Genomic DNA, 21,390 nt, shown 5'->3' with positions numbered 1-21,390 from the left:
GTCATGATTATTATTACATAATAAAAATCATGTGTAAAGACACATGTAAATATATGTACATAAAAAGCCCCGGAAGCCACATATGCTCCCGGGGCTTTTACCTTTATTTTTATTTCGCAATACTTTGCGTCGCTGTAATAAGCGCCAATTTATAAACGTCTTCCGCAGAACAACCGCGCGATAAATCATTGACCGGTTTATTCAAGCCTTGCAAAACCGGCCCTACCGCATCATAGCCGCCAAGGCGCTGAACCATTTTATAGCCAATATTACCCGCTTCCAAGCTTGGAAAGACAAACACATTGGCATGACCGGCTAACTCAGAGTCAGGGGCCTTTTTCTCTGCAACATCGGTCACGTAGGCAGCGTCAAATTGAAACTCACCGTCAATCGGCAATTCCGGGGCCCTATCTTGTGCTAACCGGGTCGCTTCGACGACCTTGTCTGCTTCAGGCCCTTGTCCGGAACCTTTGGTTGAAAAACTTAGCATGGCGACGCGGGGATCTATGTCGAATGCCTTGGCTGTACTAGCACTTTCAACTGCGATTTCCGCTAAATCTTGACTATCCGGCGCAATATTAATCGCGCAGTCCGAAAAGACCAACTTTTCATCATCTTTAACCATGATAAAAGCTCCCGATGTCTTTTTGACGCCTTCCTTCGTCTTGATAATCTGTAAAGCTGGACGAACGGTGTCCGCTGTAGAATGGGCGGCACCACTCACCAGGCCATCCGCCTGACCAGTATATACAAGCATCGTACCATAGTAGTTCTCATCCTGAATCCATTGTTTCGCCGTCGCTTCATCTGTTTTACCCTTACGGCGTTCAACGAGGGCTTGTACCAATTCATCAGACACATCGTCGTCCTTAACGTGACGAATCTCGAGATGCCCTTCATTCTCCAAGCGCAAGACGTCTTCATCTAACTCGGAACGCTCGCCAATTAATAGTGGGTAAACCACCTTGTCACGCGCAAGTTGGATGACAGCATCCACGACCCGCTTATCTGATCCTTCCGGAAAAACAATTTTCGGCCTCGTTTCTTTTAATTCAACTTTCATTTCTTCAAATAATGAAGCCATGACTTCTTGTGACCCCCTTCTTTCTTCTTCTCTAAGGATACACCTTGTTGTTTAATTGATAAACGGTTGACAACGTTTCACTTATAAATGTCTATTATCCGCACAAAATATGGCAAACGAGTGACAACTCGACAAACCGTAACCCGCTCATTTCCATGATATAAAAGTTATATGGTATAGTAAAGATGGAATGAAATGACTCGAACAAAGGAGTGCATATATATGGTTGAAGCAGCTCAAACCTTAGATGGTTGGTATTGCCTGCATGATTTTCGTGCGATTGACTGGAGCGCATGGAAACGTTTGAGCAGTGATGAGCGTACAGCAGCCCTGCAAGAGTTCTATCAATTTTTAGATGCATGGGATGTTGTTCAGCAAAATAAAAACGGCAGTTACTCTTTTTATTCTATTATTGGGCAAAAAGCTGATATCGCTTTGATGTGGCTACGCCCAACCATGGACGAATTAAATGATATTGAGACAGCTTTTAATAAGACGCGATTAGCCGAATTGACAGTGCCAACGTATTCCTATTTCTCTGTTGTTGAACTCGGCAATTACATGGCACCCGATGATGGATCTGATCCTTACGACGATCCAAAAACGAGAGCCCGGTTATATCCGATCCTCCCGAAAGCTCAGTATTTCTGTTTTTATCCGATGGACAAGCGTCGCGAAGGCAACGATAATTGGTATACACTACCTATGGACGATCGGCGCGAATTGATGAAAGCACACGGCATGACCGGAAGAAAATACGCCAGAAAGATCAAACAAATTATCACAGGTTCCATCGGATTCGATGATTGGGAATGGGGCGTGACATTGTATTCTGATGATGTATTACAATTTAAAAAGCTTGTCTACGAAATGCGGTTTGATGAAGTCAGCGCCCGCTATGCGGAATTCGGTAGTTTCTATATCGGTTCATTATTGAATAAAGAACGCTTCGACGCACTGATGGCGGTCGATTAAATCAAAATCCCTGATGTTGTTCACGGTGAACAACATCAGGGATTTTTTTCGACGAATTTTTTCCTCATATTTTTGACACCCATTCATAGGAATGGGCATAGAGTGTTTATTGAGTTCACAACAGGGGGTGGCTCAAGTGGCGGTTATAAAAAGTACAGAAAAAGACGTCAAACTGCTGGCAAGACTCATGCGGGCCGAGGCTGAAGGCGATGGTCAGCTTGGGATGCTTATGGTCGGCAATGCCGGCGTCAATCGTGTCCGCGGTGATTGTTTGGACTTTGCTAATGTCAATAACATATCGGAAATGGTCTATCAATCTCCCGGGGGCTTTGAAGCAACACAACATGGTTACTTTTACCAAAGAGCAAGGGATAAAGAAATACGTCTAGCACGTAAGGCGATTAAAGGTAATCGCTATCACCCTGCAAGCTACTCACTATATTTCTATGCGCCTGCTGAAGGTGCAGAGTGTCGAAGTCAATGGTTCGGACAATGGAATGCCGGGCGCTATAAATCCCATTGTTTTTACAGAACAAGTGCAAGCGTTTGTCCCGGCATCTATTAATTTATAAGGAGTGAATGATTAATGGCACAAAACCAAGGATCTGGGCAAGGGCAAGGCCAAAGTTGGCAAGGACCGTCGCCGCAACCCACTCAAAATTGGCAAGCACCACAATCACAATCCGGTCAAAATTGGCAAGGTGCAATGCCACAGGCACCTCAACCCAGTCAAAACGGGCAAGGTACAATGCCTCAAACACCGCAACCCGGTCAATTCGGGCAAGGCATGACACCACCGTCACAAGGTGCAGGCGGCTTTCCGCAGGGTTATCCAGGATACGGAACAGGTATGCCTAGTCCGCAAATGCAAGGTGGTATGGGGCAAGGATGGCCTTCTCCTTCTCCAGGAACGGGGATGCCAACGCCTCCAACGCAACAGGTTCGAGAACAATCGTACATCGAAAATATTTTGCGGCAAAATGCCGGTAAATTAGCGACCATTTACACAACATTTGAAAACAATGAAGAGTGGAATGCCAAGGTTTTCCGCGGCGAAATCGAAGCCGCCGGCCGCGACCACGTTGTTATTAGTGACAGGAAAACCGGCATGCGTTATTTAATACCCCTGATCTATCTTGACTATGTTACCTTCCAAGGGCCCATTAACTACACATACCCGATTCAACCGCAAACGGGTGATTAAACCTCAGCTCACGCTGAGGTTTTTATTTGATAAAAGCAATAATCACGAGCAACCATGCCGCTAAAAAGCCTATTCCGCCAATGGGTGTAATCGCACCCAATTTTGATATCTGTGTCACACTAAGGACATATAAGCTTCCAGAAAAGAAAATAATGCCGGCAAACATTAACCAGCCTGCCCACTGCATCATACCTTGTCCAGCCACTTTTTCTGACAACACGCCAATTAAAATTAAACCCACCGCGTGCATCATATGATATTGCACCGCTGTATTCCATATGGATTCATACTGATCAGTTAAAACATCCTTGAGCGCATGAGCACCAAATGCACCTAAAGCAACCGCTAAAAAAGCATTAATACTTCCAAGTACCGTAAAAAGTTTCAACATCCTTTATCAAACCTCCAAACGAACAATGTATGTATTGACGTTCTCCTGTCACCACATTAACATAAATGGCAACGGTCAGAAGCAAGCTTTTTTGACAAAACATTGAGCGACGCTGAAAAGCAAAACCGCTGAATCATCAGCGGCTTTGTAAATAGACATGCAGCACATCCTTCATCGAATCAACATTAGCTTCGTTCTCCGATTGAATATGAAAATGGCCACCTGATGCCTCAGTATTAAAATGTTGAAAACCTTCTTCTTGCAGAAATTCATTCAAATCATCTATACGATCGTTGGTCGCCATCAATGACTTGATGCCAACAAAATCATCATTAACATAAACGTCATAACGATCATGTCCCTCATCGTCAAGGGATTCTTCCAATGTTAACGGGAACAAGGACATATGTTCAAACATATTATCACCCCTCGTTATCAATATGTGCGATAACGCGGATAATATAAATGGAAATAACCGGCGCCCGCTTTTAATCGCCCTGTTTATTGGCCATCATTTTACGCAAGAAACGGGCAATAATGGCTTGCAAACGCCGTTTGTTTGTCCCAAAATCGGTCAAACCAATCCGTGAAGCTGAACGAAAATGAACTTGCTTGGCCGCCTCGTCCAAATAAAATTCAACATCATGGTAAAATTCCATTACGGTTGTCTTTGCCACGGCATGGATATAGTGATGTTCCTGTTTTTCAATGGTTGTTTTCGGCAGACCAGAAAGGATATCAACGAGATACTCCATGGCTTCTTCAGTTGTCGCCCCATCAAAAGACACCGGCATCATCCGCCGGTTTAAGTCTTGATGCTCTGATGAGACGCAGTTGGCTGTTTTAGGGCAAGGTGCCAAGAACGTTTCTTTATCCGCTTTTATATTAGAGTCTTGCATTTATCATCATCCTTTAGACGAAACGTTGATCCGTTCTTGATGTGTATAGACATTAAGCTTATGATCACGCACGAAACCAACAATCGTAATATTTAAGTCATCAGCCAATTTTAGTGCCAAATGGCTGGGGGCGGACTTTGAAATGATCATCCCAATCCCCATTTTGGAAATTTTCAATAATACCTCCGAGGAGATTCGACCGCTGAATACAATAACCGCTTGGTGGCGGCGGAGGTTGTGATTTAATAAATACCCATAGATTTTATCGAGTGCGTTATGGCGCCCAATATCAGCACGAACCACCTTAAGATGGTCTTCTACGGCTAAAGCAGCGTTGTGCATACCACCGGTTAAGGCAAACGTCTCCGATCGCTTCTGTAGTTGAGCCATCAAAGCGTAACACGTTTGCACAGAAACATTTGTCGATCTCATGATTGTTTTAGCAGTCTTAGCGTCATTTTGAAAGTAAAATTGGCGGCTCTTCCCACAACAAGACCCTACCACACGTTTGGAATAATCAATCACATCCGGAAGCGGTTTGCTGAGCGCAACATACGCAAATCCTTGGGCGTCATTAAAAGTGATCGTCTCAATCTCCGTAGCTGACTGAATCACACCTTCCGACGCCAAAAAACCCGTGACCAGTTCCGGCAAATGTGTCGGCGAGCACAATAAAGTGGCAAATGCTTCACCGTTAACAATGACCGTCACCGGTGATTCTTCCACAACCCAATCCAGCTGATCAGTGACATCCGTTGCGTGATATTTTTGAATGGACCACTGCGTGATACCCGATTCATCCATGGGCAACCATCCTTTAACGAACTTCCATAATACTTATATTATGCCACATTTACTATACAATAATAAAACGAAGACCTTCACCGTCAAAATTTCATCAAAAATGGTTACCTTGATTGTTTATGGAACATGAATAAAAGTAAGGAACGCTCAATCCGCAAATAAGAAAAAGGCTGTCCCTCATTTTGGGGACAACCTCTAATGATTGTTCTGCTTTTTTGCATTATGGTATTTCTTTTGACCACAACCTAGACGGTGTGCATTTGCTCTTTATATTTCTTGTATAATGCTTGGGTGCCGCTGTCACCTTCACCTGATTCAGCGAGTTCCTCGTATAATCGTTTTGCCAAGGAAAGGCCGGGAGTAAGCAATCCCATTTTCTCTGCGCTATTTAACGCAATCGTCATATCTTTAATAAAATGTTTCACATAAAAACCCGGCGCATAATCATTATTGATCATTTTCGGCGCAAGATTTGATAGCGACCAACTGCCAGCTGCTCCTGAGCTGATGCTTTGTAATACGGTATCAGGGTCAAGACCTGCCTTTTCAGCATAAGCCATCGCTTCACAAACCCCGATCATATTAGAGGCGATCTTGATTTGATTGGCCATTTTCGTATGCTGGCCAGCTCCAGCAGGGCCTTGGTGAACAATATTCTCGCCCATTGCTTGGAAGATCGGAAGGCATGCTTCATACACTTCAGCGTCACCGCCAACCATAATGGACAGCTTCCCATTTCTCGCACCGACATCACCTCCGGAAACGGGTGCATCTAACGCCGCAATCCCTTTCTTTCGAGCCGCTTCAGCGATGCTTTCCGCTAATTGAGGCGATGATGTCGTCATATCGATTACAATGGACCCTTCTGCCGCTGCATCAAGAATGCCATCCTCAAGGTAAACGGCTTCAACATCGTCTGGATAACCGACAATTGTAATCGTGACATCCACATTTTCCGCCACTTCTTGTGGGGTATCACGCCAGATTGCTCCTTTTTCTATAAGCGGTTCAGCCTTTGACCGTGTGCGGTTATAGACATTGACTTGATAGCCATTTTGCAACAAATTCGAAACCATACCTTGGCCCATAACGCCTGTGCCAATAAAACCAATAATGGGTTGATGATCCACTGTCATTTCCATGTCCCCTTTTTCGTTGACTTGTTAAACGAATGACCTTGAACATAGCCTTTTCGTTAAAATATAGATACTCTTACAGACCTATTCGCTGCTAAAAGGGGATTTCCTGTCTAGAAAGGTGATTTTGTCTTCCCTTCACCTTGGACAATCAATCGATCCGTGTTCTGCAGATCTTCAAGGTTGGTGGCGCCGATGCCGAACATCGCCATTTTCAATTCCATCTCCTTCACAGCCATGGTCTCAGCTAAAGCTTCTTCCGACACAACGGCCGATTTTAAAATGGATCGTCCAAACGCCGCTTGACCGGCTCCTAAGGCAATCGCTTTGGCTGCATCAAGACCTGTTCGCAATCCACCGCTCGCAATCACATGCCTCCCCGGATTACGGCGACAGACATCAACGATACAAGTTGTCGTCGGTATCCCCCATCCCGAAAAGGCCTCAGCGGCACGCGCTTTGACAGGATCTTGTGTCCGGCTTTTTTCAACTTCGGACCACGACGTACCACCTGCTCCGGCGACATCTATAAAACTAACACCAGCCGTGAATAGACGCTTGGCCGTTGGCCCGTCAATGCCCCAGCCAACTTCCTTAACACCGACAGGCACCTCTAGCTCTTTGCATAGATCATTAATTTTACTTAACAATCCAGCAAAATCTGTGTCCCCCTCGTGTTGAATGACTTCCTGCAGACTGTTCAAGTGCAATACCAATCCATCTGCATCCATCAATTCAACAGCTCTCTGGCATTCATTGGGGCCATAGCCCGCGTTCAATTGAACAGCGCCAAGATTACAGAAGATGGGGACGCTAGGTGCTAATGGCCGGATTTGATAGGTATAGGCGACCTTCTCTGATTCAAGTGCCGCCCGAATCGATCCTGTGCCAATTGCCCAGCCTCTTTTTTCTGCTGCCTGTGCCAACCGTTGATTAATTAATCCAGCTTTCTCGGTGCCACCCGTCATAGAGCTGACAACAAAAGGGGTTACCACTGATTTACCAAGAAAGACAGCTGAGAGATCAATGTCTTTAAAGTTTTGTTCAGGTAAGGCTCTGTGGCGAAAATGATAACGTTCAAAGCCCGTTGTCATTGTCTTGGCGTTAACATCTTTTTCAACTGCGATATCAATATGTTCTGCTTTGCGATTCTGTGTTTCCTCATCTTTCATTCCACTGATACTCCTTATGTACTTAAGTTCACTCTTTTAACCATGTTAAATCATAAGATAACTTAAAATCATCTGCTTTTCTACACTATAGAACGAAATGCCTACTTTCAAAAACAGCGCTTTTTTCCCAAGGAAGAGTCACCTTAAGAATTGAAGTATAAATATAGTCGACACTGTCGACCATTATAGTACTTCCCATTTTTGTGACCCCCTATATTATATATGCCTCGCAGGATTAAATCTGCGGGGTCTTTTTTATGATCAAAAAGCAAACGAATGCCTATTTCCAAGCAGGCCACCCCATCATATCCTATAAATGACGGCATTCCATTGAAAAGGAGGAGCACAAATGGGAGAAGATAAGGATTATCGCTTGAAAAAACGAGATAGATCAGACTTTGAGGGTGGTTTATTAAATCAAATTGATGAATTTTTCTATAATGAACCTTATCGAAATATTCTTGACTCCATTGACGGTTTTTTCAGGCAGCATTCACGGGATACCTATATTCCGGTGGATCTCTATGAAAATGACAAGGAATGGGTTGTTAAGGCCGAATTACCGGGCATCAAAAAAGAGGACATTCATGTTGATATTGTCGGTGAGCGACTAAAAATCACTGTAACGAACCGTCACGACGTCAAAAAACACAATGAAAGCAACGATTATTACCGGCGCGAACGGCAGTATCATCGCTCCGAGCGTGTCGTTCAGCTACCTTACGCGGCTAATAAACGGACATCCAGAGCGCGCTATCAAAACGGCATTTTAGACATCCGCGGCCCTAAACGGCCACCTTCTGAACACACATTGGACATAGAATAAGCTAATAGGGGCTCCCCCATTAGCTTATTCCTCATCGCTTGGCCCAACTTCATCATAGGATAAGTGGGTTACCCGCGTGGAGGCCCCCTTTGCCACTTCTTTCTTGGAAGCATCCGCTTCTAATTCTTCTTGATCATCCATGCCCGGAGCGATACTTGGTTCCGCATCTTTATCCTTAGAATGCTTCCATTCATTGTTCTTTGCCATTTTCACACACCTCGCTTTTAGGCCTAGTGTGGCACCAACGATGCTCTATTATGTTTCCGATCTGATTTCAATGATAATTTTCCCTTTTGCATGCCCTTCCTCACTCATGTGATGGGCTTCCTGCATCCCCTCTTCAGAGAAAGGAAATGTCTTGGCGATCAAAGGTTTGAGCTGATCATCTTCCAGCATGAAAGCCAAGCGCTTGAGTCGCTCTCCATCAGGTTCAAGCCAGACAAAACCGGCCTTAATTCCTTTCGACTTCGCTTTTTTCTCATCGGGCGGCTGGGCAATGGAGACGAGACGACCGCCGGATGTTAACACATCAAAGCTACGTGATTGGGTTTCACCGCCGATCGTATCAAGCACAATATCTACCGAATCAACGTCATTTTCAAATGTCTGCGTCCGATAATTGATGAATTGATCGGCTCCAAGTTGCTCAATGATATCTTGGCTTTCGCTGCTCCCTGTGGCGATCACTTCAGCACCGTAGCTTTTAGCAATTTGGATAGCCATACTGCCCACGCCGCCAGCGCCGCCGTGAATCAAGACACGCTCCCCTGCCTTCATATCCGCAAAGTCGAATAAACATTGCCACGCAGTTTGTGCAACTAACGGAATCGAGGCCCCTTCGTTAAAACTGATCTTATCAGGTAATTTTGTGACCAGATCAGCAGGAGCGGTAATATATTCAGCATATGTTCCCCGGTTCGTTGTCGGTGGACGTGTAAAAACACGGTCACCCACTTCAAAGTCATGAACGCCCGAACCGACGTCACTAATAACCCCCGCAGCATCCCAACCTAAAATGATGGGAAAGGCAAACTTGAGCCGTTCTTGTAAATGACCTTCGCGCACTTTCCAGTCAATTGGATTAATGGATGTGGCGTACATCTCAATTAATACCTCATCAGCTTTCGGCATCGGCTTTGGATAACGTGCCATCATGAGTTTGTCCCTGCCGCCATATTGATTAATCACGACTGCTTTCATGGTGATGCCTCCTTTGGCCATAGCTGTTTTCGTCTATAAGTCTAATGTGGTCTATGTTGCAGAGTTTTATGTTCACTAAGTGAGGTCACTGAACATATTCAAGGCTAAGTAAAAAGCTGCCTCAATGTTTGAGGCAGCTTTTTACTTATTAACTCATGTTATCTGGATCAGGACCCACGCGTTCATCACGATTGAGCGCATCAATTTGTTCAATATCTTCTTGAGATAACTCAAAATCAAAGATATCGGCATTTTGCTTGATGCGTTCTTCATGAACGGATTTTGGAATGGTGACAATGTTACTCTGTAAATCCCACCGCAAAATAATTTGCGCCGGTGATTTATTATATTTTTTACTTAATGACTCGATGACAGGATCATCAAAGACTTTGCCGCGCATCAACGGGCTCCAAGCTTCAACGAGAATCTCGTTTTTCTGACAAAACTCCCGAACGTCTTCCTGGGTAAGGCGTGGATGCAACTCAATTTGGTTAATCACTGGTTTAACGGTGGCATCAGCTAAAAGCTCTTCTAAATGGTGAACTTTGAAGTTACTAACGCCAATGGCCCGAACTTTACCGTCATTATAGAGTTTCTCCATTGCGCGCCAAGTGTCTTTGAACTTGCCTTTAATAGGCCAGTGGATGAGGTAAAGATCAATCACATCCAGTCCAAGTTTCTTTCTAGAATTTTCAAAGGCTTCTAATGTTGATTCATAGCCTTGCTCATCATTCCAAACTTTAGTGGTTACAAATATGTCATCGCGTGGAACACCAGAGGCTTTAATCGCTTGACCAACGCCTTCTTCATTTTGATAGAAGGATGCGGTATCAATTGCGCGATAGCCGTTCTGCAAGGCTGATTGGACACTTGTATGTACTTCTTTTCCGTCTTCCACTTTGTAGACACCAAGACCAAACCATGGCATCTCGACACCATTATTCAATTTCACTGTACTATCAAGACTCAGTGACATGCGGTAATCCTCCTCTGGTTTTCTTAAAGATTTGTGAGCCGCCAATCCACTTCCTCAATACCGTTCTCTCGTAAAAAAGCATTCGTCCGTGAAAACGGGCGGCTGCCGAAAAAGCCCCGATTGGCTGAAAATGGGCTCGGGTGCGGCGACTTAATAATTAAGTGCTGCGGGGAAGTGATCAGCGTGCTTTTTGCTTGCGCATTCCTACCCCATAGTATAAACACAACTGGACGCTCTCTTGCATTTAATTTGCTTATGACGGTATCCGTGAACGTTTCCCAGCCCATGCCTTTGTGGGCATTCGGTGTGCCCTGACGAACCGTTAATACCGTGTTCAACAATAGTACACCTGATTTCGCCCAACTCGTCAAGCAACCATGGTTCGGTATCGAATGGCCCAGATCCGATTGCATCTCTTTAAAAATATTTTGCAGGGAAGGGGGTTGCTTGACCCCGGGCTGAACGGAAAAACTAAGACCGTGCGCTTGTCCCGGACCATGATAAGGGTCCTGTCCAATAATAACCACTTTAGTGTTTTCATAGGTCGTATAGTGAAGCGCATTAAAAATATCGTACATGTCAGGGTACACCGGCATACGAGCATATTCCTGCTTTAAAAACACCCGTAATTTCTGGTAATAGTCTTTTTCAAACTCGGAGCCGACGTGGTTTTGCCAATCATTCTCCAAAATGGCAGTCATAACAATCCTCTCCTAATAAATCACTTTCCAATTACCATCAACCGTGGCTTCGATTTCCTTGTGTCTTAAAATATAGTTAGCGATCAGCTCAGACATATCAGTCTGAATGTCTTTGATCACAGGCTTATCCTTATACATTAAATAGTCGCCACCGCCACCCGCACGATAATTATTCATGACAACATCATAGGTTTCGTTCATTTGTACGGGGGCGCCTTGATAATCCAACTGCGTGATGCGCTCACCCTCAGGACGACGAATATCGATGGTATAATCAATCCCTTCCCACATGTCATAATTATAATGCTGCGGCTTCGGGGTCGTGAACCGTTCATTAATTTCAATATCACTGCCGTTGTACTGTTTAAAATAAGTCGCCGATTGCTCTAACGCATCTTTTATATCTTGACCGCTGATACGGATCACCTGTAACGTGTTCGGATAGATATAATTGGAAACAACATCACGCATGGTCACATGGCTCGGAAATCCGGGCGAATCATTGTTGAACAAAGCGGTATGCGAAATGTTAACACCGGCCACATCCATCTGGACTTGATTAATAAATTCAATCAATGGATTGTCTTGCAACCGGATCGCCAGCGGATCATGGACGACCATGTCACCTTTAATAGTTCCGATAGGCTGGTCAAGCCACGCCTGCGTTGCTTGTTCATATGATGTGACAGTCTCTAAAATGGTCTGATCGGGATTTACACCCCCGGTTGACAGTAGCTGTGACTGTGTGTCCACAATCTTCCACTTGTCACCGTCATGAGCTAAGTCAACGATCACTTTTCCTAAAACAATCCCGTTATTTCCCGGCTGAAGCACAGTCACGCCATTGATCGTTTGATCAGCAATGAGACGATGCTGATGACCGGTCAAAAGGATATCTATCCCCTCAACTTCTTGACACAATTGGTAGCCTTGGTTTTCGCCTGTAAGCTTCTCCGTTGCCTCACCTGTATCTAAGTCCCGTTCAAACCCGCCATGATAGGAAATAATCATGACATCAGGCGTTTCTTGTTCTTTTATGTAAGGCACCCACGTCTTCGCGGTCACGACAACATCTTTAAATTCCATGCCTTGAATATGGTCTTGCTGCTCCCAGTTCGGGATATATTGAGTCGTCAGTCCTAGAACTGCCACCTTTAAGCCTGACGGGAATGTTTTAATGATATAAGGCTGTCCGTAGAACGGTTCGCCGGTTGTGTCATCCACAATATTCGCCGCTAGCCACGGGAATTGTGATGCCTGCACAGTGCGATCAAGCAAATCCCGTCCATAGTTGAATTCATGATTGCCAAAGACACTGGCCTCATAGCCTATCTGATTCATGGCAAGTGTCATCGGGTTCTCTTGATTATTGTTCATACGTGCATAATGATATGTGAACGGCGTCCCTTGAATCACATCACCATTATCCAAAACTAATGTGGCTTCATTTTTGGCTTTCTCCTGTTTAATCAATGTCGATATTTTAGCCAATCCTACATCTGCATGCTGATTCGTACCATAATTGATTGGAAAGACATTACCGTGAACATCACTCGTCTCAAGAATCGTTAATGTGATCTCATCCATAGACAGGCTCCTTTTAAATGCTACATTCCATATCCATTTTACAATTTTTCCGGAGTGATCGCACCCGTTATTGGATGTTAAAAATCCTTTTGTTTTAAAGTACATTCCCTACTCAACAAACAAATTTCCACAACTTGGTGTAAGTTCAGTCTTGGGTTATGTTATAATCAAATGAACAATAGTTAGTTTTCTCAAGGTGGGTCGGCGCACTCCCGGTTGATTGTTGTGCCCTGCGAATGTGGGAACAAAAGGGGGGTGACGCCTTAATGACAGTTTACCAAATCATTATGATGTCCTTAACTGCGGCATCTCTTGGCGTGGCCATACTGTCGCTTTTCATTAAAAAAAAGAAATAGACCCCCTTGAGTATCCGGCTCGGGTGAGGTCTATTTCCTTGCTCCTGCGCCGTCCCCCTTTGTAGGGGAACTGACTATTGCCGGCCGTCCGGTGTACCAGCACCGGCGGCCTTTTTTATTATATTCAATATAGCTATTTCTATGTTCATTGTACCACGTTTTGTGAGCTTGTACACCCACGCTAAAGCACAGCGACCAACTTCAAGACCATTTCTACAATAGAAGAAATAATATTCTAAACACTAAAAACTCTGATTATGGATATAATAATAAAGATAATATAGAATGAACATGAGAAATGAAAGCCAAGGTGGTGCTTACATGCGCTCAGTAAAAATCACTCAAATTGAAGACAACATTAAAAGGAACCGCCAAAAAGTCAACGCAGCATTACGGGATGCCCGTGTGAATCAACCGCGTATTCGTCGTAAGAGACCCCGTTCAATGGATGAGCGAGCTGCATTAACAAAGATCACCAAGGCAACTATTGAAAGAGCCAAGCGGGAAGGCAAAATGAAAATGATCGGAAAGCGAACGATGTATTATGATTACACTGAATGAGTTGAAAACGGAAGTTAAACATTTGATAAGCTTGCCCAAACACGAAAGAATGCTTGAGATGTGTGCTCTGTTAACAGACTTTCTCCAACAGGATGGCATCAGGCCCGTCATTGTCGGTGGCTTATCAGTTGAAGTTTTTACGCGTAATAACTACACCACATATGATATCGATTTAATTTGTGATGGCAGAGACAAAATTGACGCATTATTAACAAAGGAATTAGATTTCAAGAAGGAAGGTCGCAGCTGGTATAACGAAGAATTAGAAATTTCGATTGAAATACCGGATAACTTTCTAGAAGGGAATGGCGACAAAGTTCTCCTCTTAGAACTACAAAGTGGCCGAAATATCTTTGTTATTGGGATTGAAGATATCATTATCCATCGATTAGAATCAGCAGTCGTTTCCCATCCTAAAAATCCTGAATGGGCAGATGATTACGAGTGGGCAGAGCGCCTTTATCAAATTCATAAAGCAGACCAGGAAATCATGGATTTAGATTACTTAATGAAGGCAGCTAATAAAGCAGGTGTCAAGTCTATTATAGATGAGTGGCTAGAAAGTGAATAGACCATAATACACAAAAATGGAAGCGCATCCTAAATCAGATGTATCTTCAGCCCTGCATTATGTTATAATTAGCAAAAGAAATAGACCCCCTTGAGTGTCCGGCTCGGGTGAGGTCTATTTCCTTGCTCCTGCGCCGTCCCCCTTTGTAGGGGAACTGACTATTGCCGGCCGTCCGGTGTACCAGCACCGGCGGCCTTTTTTATTATATTCAATATAGCTATTTCTATGTTCATTATACCACGTTTTGTGAGCTTGTACACCCGAGATGTAAGCTATGATTGCGCTGTTTTAACATGGAATTGTGCTCTTCTTAAACGGAATTGCGGCGTTATCACATCGAATTGCGCTCTTTTTACACAGAATTGCGCTTTCACCCATGAAATATAAAAAGACGACCTGATCAGGCCGTCTTTTTTTACTTAATAAACGTCTCTTCAACGAAAGAAACGACGTCTTCAGTTGTACCCATATTTAAAATCGTGTCACGGTGCTTGGCAGCGTCTTCGCGGTTCAAACCACGCAGTTGGCTGCGCGCTGGCAACACGGAGGTTGCACTCATGCTGAACTCGTCCAAACCAAGAGCGAGTAACAACGGTACCGCTTTTTCTTCGCCAGCCATCTCACCGCACATGCCAGCCCATTTGCCTTCGGCGTGGGCCGCTTGGATGACACGGTCGATTAAGCGCAAAATCGCTGGGTTAAACGGTTGATACAAGTACGATACATGTTCGTTCATCCGATCAGCCGCCAATGTGTACTGAATCAAATCATTGGTGCCGATGCTGAAGAAATCAACTTCCTTAGCAAAGATGTCAGCCATCGCAGCAGTGGATGGAATTTCGACCATCATGCCGACCTCAAAGTTGTCAGAAACGTCAATGTGGCTCGCAGCAAGCGCGTCTTTCTCTTCATTCAAGATTGCTTTCGCTTGACGCAATTCATCCAACGTTGCAACCATCGGGAACATGATTTTCAAATTACCGTAAACACTGGCACGCAATAACGCTCGCAGCTGCGTTCGGAAAATTTCTTGTTGATCTAAACAAAGACGAATCGCACGATAACCAAGAAATGGGTTCAATTCCTCAGGCATGTCAAGATACGACAATTCCTTGTCGCCGCCGATATCCAATGTCCGGATCACAACCGGCTTGTCATCCATTTTTTCAAGAACGGCTTTGTATGCATCGAATTGTTCATCTTCAGTCGGCAATTGGTCGCGGCCCATGTACAAGAATTCCGTCCGGTATAGACCGATACCCTCAGCACCATTATTCAATGCCCCATCAGCATCATCAGGGTTACCGATATTTGCAACAAGCTCAACTTGGTGACCATCTTGTGTCACCGTGCCCTCATCCTTAAGCTTGGCCCATTCAGCTTTCTGCGCTTCATAGTCCGCTTGCTTTTGACGATACTCGGCTAACTGTTCTTCCGATGGGTCAACAATCACATGACCATCAAGGCCGTCAATAATGACCAAAGTGTCATGGCTGGCCTTGTCTGTGATGTCCTTGGTCCCGACAACCGCCGGAATTTCCATGGAACGGGACATGATCGCTGAGTGTGACGTCCGGCCGCCAATGTTCGTGGCAAAGCCTTGCACATATTGCTTATTCAATTGAGCCGTGTCGGATGGTGTTAAATCATTGGCAACAACCACGACTTCTTCTGTGATACTTGCTGGTGTTGCAAAAGTCACACCCATAAGATGACTAATCATTCGTTTAGATACATCTCGAATATCGGCTGCGCGTTCCTTCATATATTCATTATCCATGTTCTCAAACATGCTGATGAACATATTAGCGACATCATTTGTTGCTGCTTCAGCGTTGACTTGTTCGTTCCCTATTTTATCCTTAACGGCATCAAGAAACTCTGGATCTTGTAACACGAGAAGATGGGCGGCAAAGATCTCCGCCTGTTCGTCGCCCATATTTTCTCGCGCCTTTTCCTTAATGGCTTCTAATTCCGTTTTCGATGTCGCTACAGCATCATCTAATCGCTTGATTTCACTATCAGCATCCGTAATTGACTTGGCGCTAGTGTCTAACGCCGCATCTTCCATTACAAATGCTTTGGCGATTGCGATGCCTGATGAAGCAGCAATTCCAGTGAGTTGCTCAGGCATGAATTACTCCCCCAAACCTTCATCTTTCATCACTTGTTCAATTGCAGCCAAAGCATCTTCTTCATCGTGACCATCGATTTTGATTGTCACTTCGGAATCCTTTTGGATACCCATCGCCATGACGCCCATAATTGATTTAAGGTTAGCGTCTTTACCATTATGTTGAATTTTTATTTCTGAGCTGAATTGACCAGCTTTGTTGACAAGCGTTGTTGCCGGGCGTGCATGAATACCTGTTTCACTTGTTACTGTAAATGTTTTTTCTAACATAAGACACAATCTCCTTACTGAACATTTATGATACTTTCTTATAGTATAGACTAAAATCAATCCAACATCCATTATGCCTTTTTTGTTCAAATGATGCTAGTGTTATGCATCATTTGTCACAAAAAAATTGACACATATCGACATCGCCCAAGCCGTTTATTCTGATTTTTTCCATATGCCATAAATAATACCAGTCACAATCGCGCCTACTATAATGGATATGGCATACATAAACCAACTGCCGCCAACACTCCATATTACGAAAATACCGCCATGTGGTGCTTGTAGTGATATATTGAACAGCATGGACAGTCCTCCGGCTAGCGCTGAACCGATGACACTTGAAATAATCACACGAATAGGGTCAGCCGCCGCAAATGGAAGCGCCCCTTCAGTAATAAACGAAGCCCCAAGGAAGTAGGCTGTTTTACCAGCACTGCGCTGCGATTGATTGAATTTCTTACCAAAGAAGGTTGTCGCAATAGCCATTCCTAAAGGCGGAACCATACCGCCCGCCATAATTGCCGCCATCGGGTGATAATTTCCCGATGTAATCATCGCAATACCGAAAGCATATGCGGCTTTATTGATAGGTCCGCCCATGTCAATCGACATCATCCCGCCGAGAAGAATGCCCATGATGACAAGATTACCTGTTCCAAGACTGTTTAACCAATTTTCCACACCATTCATAATTGCTTCTACCGGAATGTTAATATAATGCATCAAAAAACCGGTGATGAAGATACCAAATACCGGAAATAATAACACCGGTTTCAAACCATCTAACATATCAGGCAGATGATCGAATAGACGTTTCAGTCCGATAGTGACATAACCGGCAAGAAAACCGGCGATCAATCCGCCAAGAAAACCAGCGCCACTGCTAGCCGCCATTAAACCGCCGACAATACCTGGCGCCAAACCCGGACGCTCCGCAATACTAAAGGCAATATAGCCAGCTAAGATCGGAACGAGCATTGACATAGCTTGGCCGGCAATATCATTCTTTAATATATCAGCAAACCAGTTGAACTGTTCAGGATATTGATCAGGTTCAGCTGAATGAATACCGAAGAAAAAGGACAATGCTGTTAGAATCCCGCCGCCGACAACAAATGGCAGCATGAAGGAAACCCCGTTCATCAAATGCTTATAAAAAGCCGGCTGTTTCGATTTCTTTTCTTGTTTCTGTTCTTCGATCTCTTCTTGATAACTTGACTGGCCGTTTTGGTAAACGTTCGCTTCCCCAGTTGTGATTTGATTAATTAATGCTTCGGGTTGACGAATGCCATCAGCTACCGGCGCCTCAACAACAGGCTTACCGATGAAAGGGTCCATATCTACTTTTGTATCAGCAGCAACGATAATCCCCATTGCATCCTTAATATCTTCATCCGTCAGCTTATTTTTAACACCGGTTGAACCATTCGTTTGCACCTTAATGTCATACCCTAGTTCACCTGCTTTTTCTTTTAACGAATCTGCTGCCATATACGTATGGGCAATACCCGTTGGACACGCTGTTACCGCAAGAATTTTCCCTTTGTGTTCCTTACTCTCTGTTTCCATTTCATCATCATCGGCGTCTTCGTTTTCCTTGAGTCCAATCAACTCGATGACATCTTCCTTAGAGTCAGCGGCTAACAAAGCCTGGCGAAAATCTTCCTTCAATAAAAATGTCGATAACTTAGACAGAGCTTCCAAATGAGTGTTGTTCGCTCCCTCACCTGCTGCAATCATGAAAAACAAATGAGCCGGCTGCCCGTCTAATGAATCATAATCAACGCCTTGCTGACTACGTCCGAAGGCAATAGCAGGCTGCTTGACAGCGGCTGTCTTCGCATGAGGGATCGCCACACCTTCACCAATCCCTGTTGTACTCTCTGCTTCTCTGGCTTTGATAGCTTCTTGATAGCCTTGAAGGTTATTCAACTTCCCGGCCCCTTCAAGCTTTTGCGTAAGCTCTTCAATCACATCAGCTTTATTGGTTGCTTCTAGATCCAAAATAATGGTATCTGTTGTTAATAAATCTGTAATTTTCATATTATTCACCTACCCCATTGATCGGTTCCATACCGACTTGTTCAACTAAATCATCCACAGCCTTTTGCTGACATAAATCGACTGAGAATGCAGTCGCACTGCCAGCAGCCACACCATAACGGAACGCTTCATGGGCGTCATTAGTTGATGACCATTTTGCCAAAAATCCAGCCACAAGCGAATCACCGGAACCAACTGAATTTTTTAATTCACCTTGTGGCGTTGTTGCTTTTATAGCGTGTTCCTCATTGACAAAAATTGCCCCTGCACCCCCGAGGGAAACAATGACATTCTGTGCGCCTTGTGCCAGCAATTGTCTAGCATAGAACACCGCTTCTTCAGACGTCTGTATATCAATATCAAATAGTGCTCCAAGCTCTTGTTCATTAGGTTTGATGAGAAAAGGCTGTTCACCTAGACACGCTTCAAGCGCATTTCCTGACGTGTCAACAACGGTTTTGATCCCTTGGTCTGAAGCTGCCTTCATGATCGTCTGATATATAGTTGCAGGTAAGTTTCCAGGGATGCTACCTGACAGCACTAAAATATCACCAGACGACATTTGTGCCACTTTTTGCATTAAAGCTTCCACGGCTTCATCAGGTATCACCGGAGATATACCGTTAATTTCTGTTTCAACATCAGATTTGACTTTCACATTGATTCGGGTATCATCATCGACTTCACTAAAGTCACTTTCCACACCCTCACTAATCAGACGTCTGCGAATAAAGTCACCTGTAAAACCGCCAATAAAGCCTAAGGCGCAATTTTGTACATCGAGTCTGCTAAGCACCCGAGAAACGTTAATCCCTTTTCCGCCGGGCATTTTATCCTGACCATCAATCCGATTTAAAGTCCCAGACCGAAATTGATCGACTTCAACAAAGTAATCCAAAGATGGATTTAATGTACATGTGTAGATCATGCTGTCACCACTTCTATTCTTGTTTGATCTTGATAATCCGTTAATGCGTGTTCAACATTGTCATCGCTATTCGTCACAATTGCAGCTGCCGCTAGATTAGCGACACGTGCAAATGATGTTTTGTTAAATTTGGAACGATCCGCCAAAACATAGCGCTCGTTTGATAACTGAAGTGCCGTTTGTTTAATCAGCGCCTCTTCCGGATCAGGCGTCGTCATCCCATCTTTTAGGCTCAATCCGTTCATTCCGATAAAGCATTGATCGAACCGGTATTGATTCAAGGCGTTTAGCGCACCGTGACCAATCATGGCCTTCGTAATATTTTTCACCCGACCACCAATCAAGTATGTTTGTAACCCACGTTCGACACATCGTTCAATGAGGGTGAGTCCGTTAGTCACAACAATAGTATTTTCCCTTAAGTGATCAATCATATGATAAGTTGTCGTTCCCGCATCTAAATAAATGCAATATCCGGATTGCACATGATCTGCTGCATGACGAGCAATCATGATTTTTTCTTGTGTATATTGATCAGCCCGGTCCGTCACAGATACTTCTTCTGACTTTGTCCGTAGCCTTTCCGCCCCGCCGTGAAAACGCCGCAATTGATTGTCCTGCTCTAACTGTATAAGATCACGCCTAATCGTTGATGCTGAACTCGATGTCGCCTCAGCTAACTGCCCAGCCGTCGCAACCTGATGGTCCTCTAGAATTCTGAGAATCATTTGATGTCTTTCCGGTGTTAGCATCGCCTCACCTCATTTCTCCCTATAAAACTATACAACGAAATCGCCTTCATTTTCAATCATAAATAATCATATTTATTCATTAAAATTCATTAATAATCAAACTTGTGAATATCAATTTAACTTTAAAATTAAATCTAAGTGAGTCAATTTCATCATTCAAGACTAAAGCAGAAAACCCAAACATTTGTAAGTGTGCTTGGCCTGTTGATTTCCACTTTAGGCGGACGCTTTCCGCGGGCATGGCTTGAGCCTCCTCATGCTTCGCATTGCGGGGTCTCAAGACTCATGCTATTCCCGCAGGAGTCGCCGCCTGCCGTTCCAATCAACGATGTTAATGCGCTGAATTGACAAACATTAATACATTAGACCGTTCGAATGTTCGGATCAATGATGAATATAAGCATTTATGAAATTGACTCAAGATAAAATCCGAAATCGTCAAGCACAAATTTTGAACTTTTTGTGTTATTTTTAAGGATAATTTGTTACAATAATAATAAGAAAACACTTACACTTAATAAATTAGGGGATGAATGCGATGCCAATTGTTTTAATGTTTATGTTAGCAACGACAATAACCCCATTTATATTTATCCATTTGAAAAAAACAACACTTGCAATCGTACAAACAGCTCTTCTTGTAGGTATGTGGCTGTACTTTTTTGAAGCCATGTTTGATATAGCACCCGCACCGTTCTCTTTTCTATGGTTCTTGTTCTACGGTAGTCTCGTCATTTCAGAAGCGGGCTGGATCATGTTGATTATAGACATCGTCAAGTCGGGCGAAAAACCCAACAATCGAAGCAGTTATCAATAA

General features: G+C 44.0%; 24 protein-coding genes. 7 read left to right on the top strand and 17 right to left on the bottom strand.

Features of this window, described 5'->3' with window-relative positions:
* Positions 1-109: 109 nt before the first annotated feature.
* Positions 110-1,084, bottom strand: a complete 975-nt coding sequence (gene pta / locus B9Y89_RS07275) for a phosphate acetyltransferase (RefSeq protein ID WP_085522573.1) — start codon at positions 1,082-1,084, stop codon at positions 110-112.
* A 222-nt stretch (positions 1,085-1,306) separates the two neighbouring features.
* On the opposite strand from pta, the gene hemQ reads away from it, so the two are divergent.
* From hemQ to gerQ, 3 genes are all read left to right on the top strand, one after another.
* Entirely contained in the window at positions 1,307-2,059 is a 753-nt protein-coding gene (gene hemQ / locus B9Y89_RS07270) for a hydrogen peroxide-dependent heme synthase (RefSeq protein ID WP_085522572.1), read from the top strand.
* A gap of 136 nt (positions 2,060-2,195) precedes the next feature.
* The gene (locus B9Y89_RS07265; RefSeq protein ID WP_085522571.1) at positions 2,196-2,624 is read left to right on the top strand and encodes a cell wall hydrolase; all 429 of its coding nucleotides are present in this window, start codon (positions 2,196-2,198) and stop codon (positions 2,622-2,624) included.
* 21 nt (positions 2,625-2,645) lie between these two features.
* Positions 2,646-3,263: a spore coat protein GerQ gene (gene gerQ, locus B9Y89_RS07260; protein WP_254901203.1), complete on the top strand. Its 618-nt coding sequence runs from the start codon at positions 2,646-2,648 to the stop codon at positions 3,261-3,263.
* Between the two features lie 22 nt (positions 3,264-3,285).
* Here gerQ and B9Y89_RS07255 read toward each other — a convergent pair whose 3' ends face one another.
* The 6 genes from B9Y89_RS07255 to fni form a co-directional block, all read right to left on the bottom strand.
* The gene (locus B9Y89_RS07255; RefSeq protein WP_085522789.1) at positions 3,286-3,651 is read right to left on the bottom strand and encodes a DUF423 domain-containing protein; all 366 of its coding nucleotides are present in this window, start codon (positions 3,649-3,651) and stop codon (positions 3,286-3,288) included.
* A 139-nt stretch (positions 3,652-3,790) separates the two neighbouring features.
* Complete coding sequence (locus tag B9Y89_RS07250) at positions 3,791-4,072, bottom strand: hypothetical protein (protein WP_085522570.1); 282 nt, start codon at positions 4,070-4,072, stop codon at positions 3,791-3,793.
* Between the two features lie 70 nt (positions 4,073-4,142).
* Entirely contained in the window at positions 4,143-4,553 is a 411-nt protein-coding gene (locus B9Y89_RS07245) for a DUF1499 domain-containing protein (RefSeq protein ID WP_085522569.1), read from the bottom strand.
* 6 nt (positions 4,554-4,559) lie between these two features.
* The gene (fdhD, locus tag B9Y89_RS07240) at positions 4,560-5,357 is read right to left on the bottom strand and encodes a formate dehydrogenase accessory sulfurtransferase FdhD (RefSeq protein WP_085522568.1); all 798 of its coding nucleotides are present in this window, start codon (positions 5,355-5,357) and stop codon (positions 4,560-4,562) included.
* A gap of 245 nt (positions 5,358-5,602) precedes the next feature.
* Entirely contained in the window at positions 5,603-6,493 is an 891-nt protein-coding gene (locus tag B9Y89_RS07235) for an NAD(P)-dependent oxidoreductase (protein ID WP_085522567.1), read from the bottom strand.
* 113 nt (positions 6,494-6,606) lie between these two features.
* The gene (fni, locus tag B9Y89_RS07230; protein WP_085522566.1) at positions 6,607-7,665 is read right to left on the bottom strand and encodes a type 2 isopentenyl-diphosphate Delta-isomerase; all 1,059 of its coding nucleotides are present in this window, start codon (positions 7,663-7,665) and stop codon (positions 6,607-6,609) included.
* A gap of 349 nt (positions 7,666-8,014) precedes the next feature.
* Between fni and B9Y89_RS07225 the strand changes: the two genes are divergently transcribed.
* A complete protein-coding gene (locus tag B9Y89_RS07225; protein WP_085522565.1) occupies positions 8,015-8,491 on the top strand; it encodes an Hsp20/alpha crystallin family protein in 477 nt (158 codons plus the stop codon).
* A gap of 24 nt (positions 8,492-8,515) precedes the next feature.
* Here the strand turns inward: B9Y89_RS07225 and B9Y89_RS07220 are convergent, their stop codons facing one another.
* The 5 genes from B9Y89_RS07220 to B9Y89_RS07200 form a co-directional block, all read right to left on the bottom strand.
* Positions 8,516-8,698 carry a hypothetical protein gene (locus B9Y89_RS07220; RefSeq protein ID WP_085522564.1) on the bottom strand — a complete coding sequence of 61 codons (183 nt, stop codon included), beginning with the start codon at positions 8,696-8,698 and terminating at the stop codon, positions 8,516-8,518.
* Between the two features lie 48 nt (positions 8,699-8,746).
* A complete protein-coding gene (locus B9Y89_RS07215) occupies positions 8,747-9,691 on the bottom strand; it encodes an NADP-dependent oxidoreductase (protein ID WP_085522563.1) in 945 nt (314 codons plus the stop codon).
* A 148-nt stretch (positions 9,692-9,839) separates the two neighbouring features.
* Complete coding sequence (locus B9Y89_RS07210) at positions 9,840-10,667, bottom strand: aldo/keto reductase (RefSeq protein WP_085522562.1); 828 nt, start codon at positions 10,665-10,667, stop codon at positions 9,840-9,842.
* A gap of 23 nt (positions 10,668-10,690) precedes the next feature.
* Positions 10,691-11,368: a uracil-DNA glycosylase gene (locus tag B9Y89_RS07205; protein WP_085522561.1), complete on the bottom strand. Its 678-nt coding sequence runs from the start codon at positions 11,366-11,368 to the stop codon at positions 10,691-10,693.
* Between the two features lie 12 nt (positions 11,369-11,380).
* The gene (locus B9Y89_RS07200; protein ID WP_085522560.1) at positions 11,381-12,955 is read right to left on the bottom strand and encodes a bifunctional metallophosphatase/5'-nucleotidase; all 1,575 of its coding nucleotides are present in this window, start codon (positions 12,953-12,955) and stop codon (positions 11,381-11,383) included.
* 677 nt (positions 12,956-13,632) lie between these two features.
* Between B9Y89_RS07200 and B9Y89_RS07195 the strand changes: the two genes are divergently transcribed.
* Together B9Y89_RS07195 and B9Y89_RS07190 are read left to right on the top strand one after the other, a co-directional pair.
* Positions 13,633-13,872, top strand: a complete 240-nt coding sequence (locus tag B9Y89_RS07195) for a hypothetical protein (protein ID WP_085522559.1) — start codon at positions 13,633-13,635, stop codon at positions 13,870-13,872.
* A gap of 58 nt (positions 13,873-13,930) precedes the next feature.
* Positions 13,931-14,443, top strand: coding sequence for a hypothetical protein (locus tag B9Y89_RS07190; protein WP_139822747.1), 513 nt, complete (start codon positions 13,931-13,933; stop codon positions 14,441-14,443).
* A 415-nt stretch (positions 14,444-14,858) separates the two neighbouring features.
* On the opposite strand, the gene ptsP is transcribed toward B9Y89_RS07190, so the two are convergent.
* From ptsP to B9Y89_RS07165, 5 genes are all read right to left on the bottom strand, one after another.
* Complete coding sequence (gene ptsP / locus B9Y89_RS07185; RefSeq protein WP_085522557.1) at positions 14,859-16,577, bottom strand: phosphoenolpyruvate--protein phosphotransferase; 1,719 nt, start codon at positions 16,575-16,577, stop codon at positions 14,859-14,861.
* A 3-nt stretch (positions 16,578-16,580) separates the two neighbouring features.
* Positions 16,581-16,847: a phosphocarrier protein HPr gene (locus tag B9Y89_RS07180; protein WP_085522556.1), complete on the bottom strand. Its 267-nt coding sequence runs from the start codon at positions 16,845-16,847 to the stop codon at positions 16,581-16,583.
* Positions 16,848-17,003: 156 nt separating this feature from the next.
* Positions 17,004-18,893, bottom strand: a complete 1,890-nt coding sequence (locus B9Y89_RS07175; RefSeq protein WP_085522555.1) for a PTS fructose transporter subunit IIABC — start codon at positions 18,891-18,893, stop codon at positions 17,004-17,006.
* Between the two features lies 1 nt (position 18,894).
* Complete coding sequence (pfkB, locus tag B9Y89_RS07170; RefSeq protein ID WP_085522554.1) at positions 18,895-19,821, bottom strand: 1-phosphofructokinase; 927 nt, start codon at positions 19,819-19,821, stop codon at positions 18,895-18,897.
* Positions 19,818-20,573, bottom strand: coding sequence for a DeoR/GlpR family DNA-binding transcription regulator (locus tag B9Y89_RS07165; protein ID WP_085522553.1), 756 nt, complete (start codon positions 20,571-20,573; stop codon positions 19,818-19,820). Before B9Y89_RS07165 ends, pfkB begins: the two co-directional genes overlap by 4 nt.
* A 538-nt stretch (positions 20,574-21,111) precedes the next feature.
* Between B9Y89_RS07165 and B9Y89_RS07160 the strand changes: the two genes are divergently transcribed.
* A complete protein-coding gene (locus tag B9Y89_RS07160) occupies positions 21,112-21,390 on the top strand; it encodes a hypothetical protein (protein ID WP_085522552.1) in 279 nt (92 codons plus the stop codon).

Source organism: Tuberibacillus sp. Marseille-P3662 (genome assembly GCF_900178005.1).
In the GTDB taxonomy this organism is placed as follows: Bacteria; Bacillota; Bacilli; order Bacillales; family Sporolactobacillaceae; genus Marseille-P3662.
This window is presented reverse-complemented; position numbering and strand designations above follow the sequence as displayed.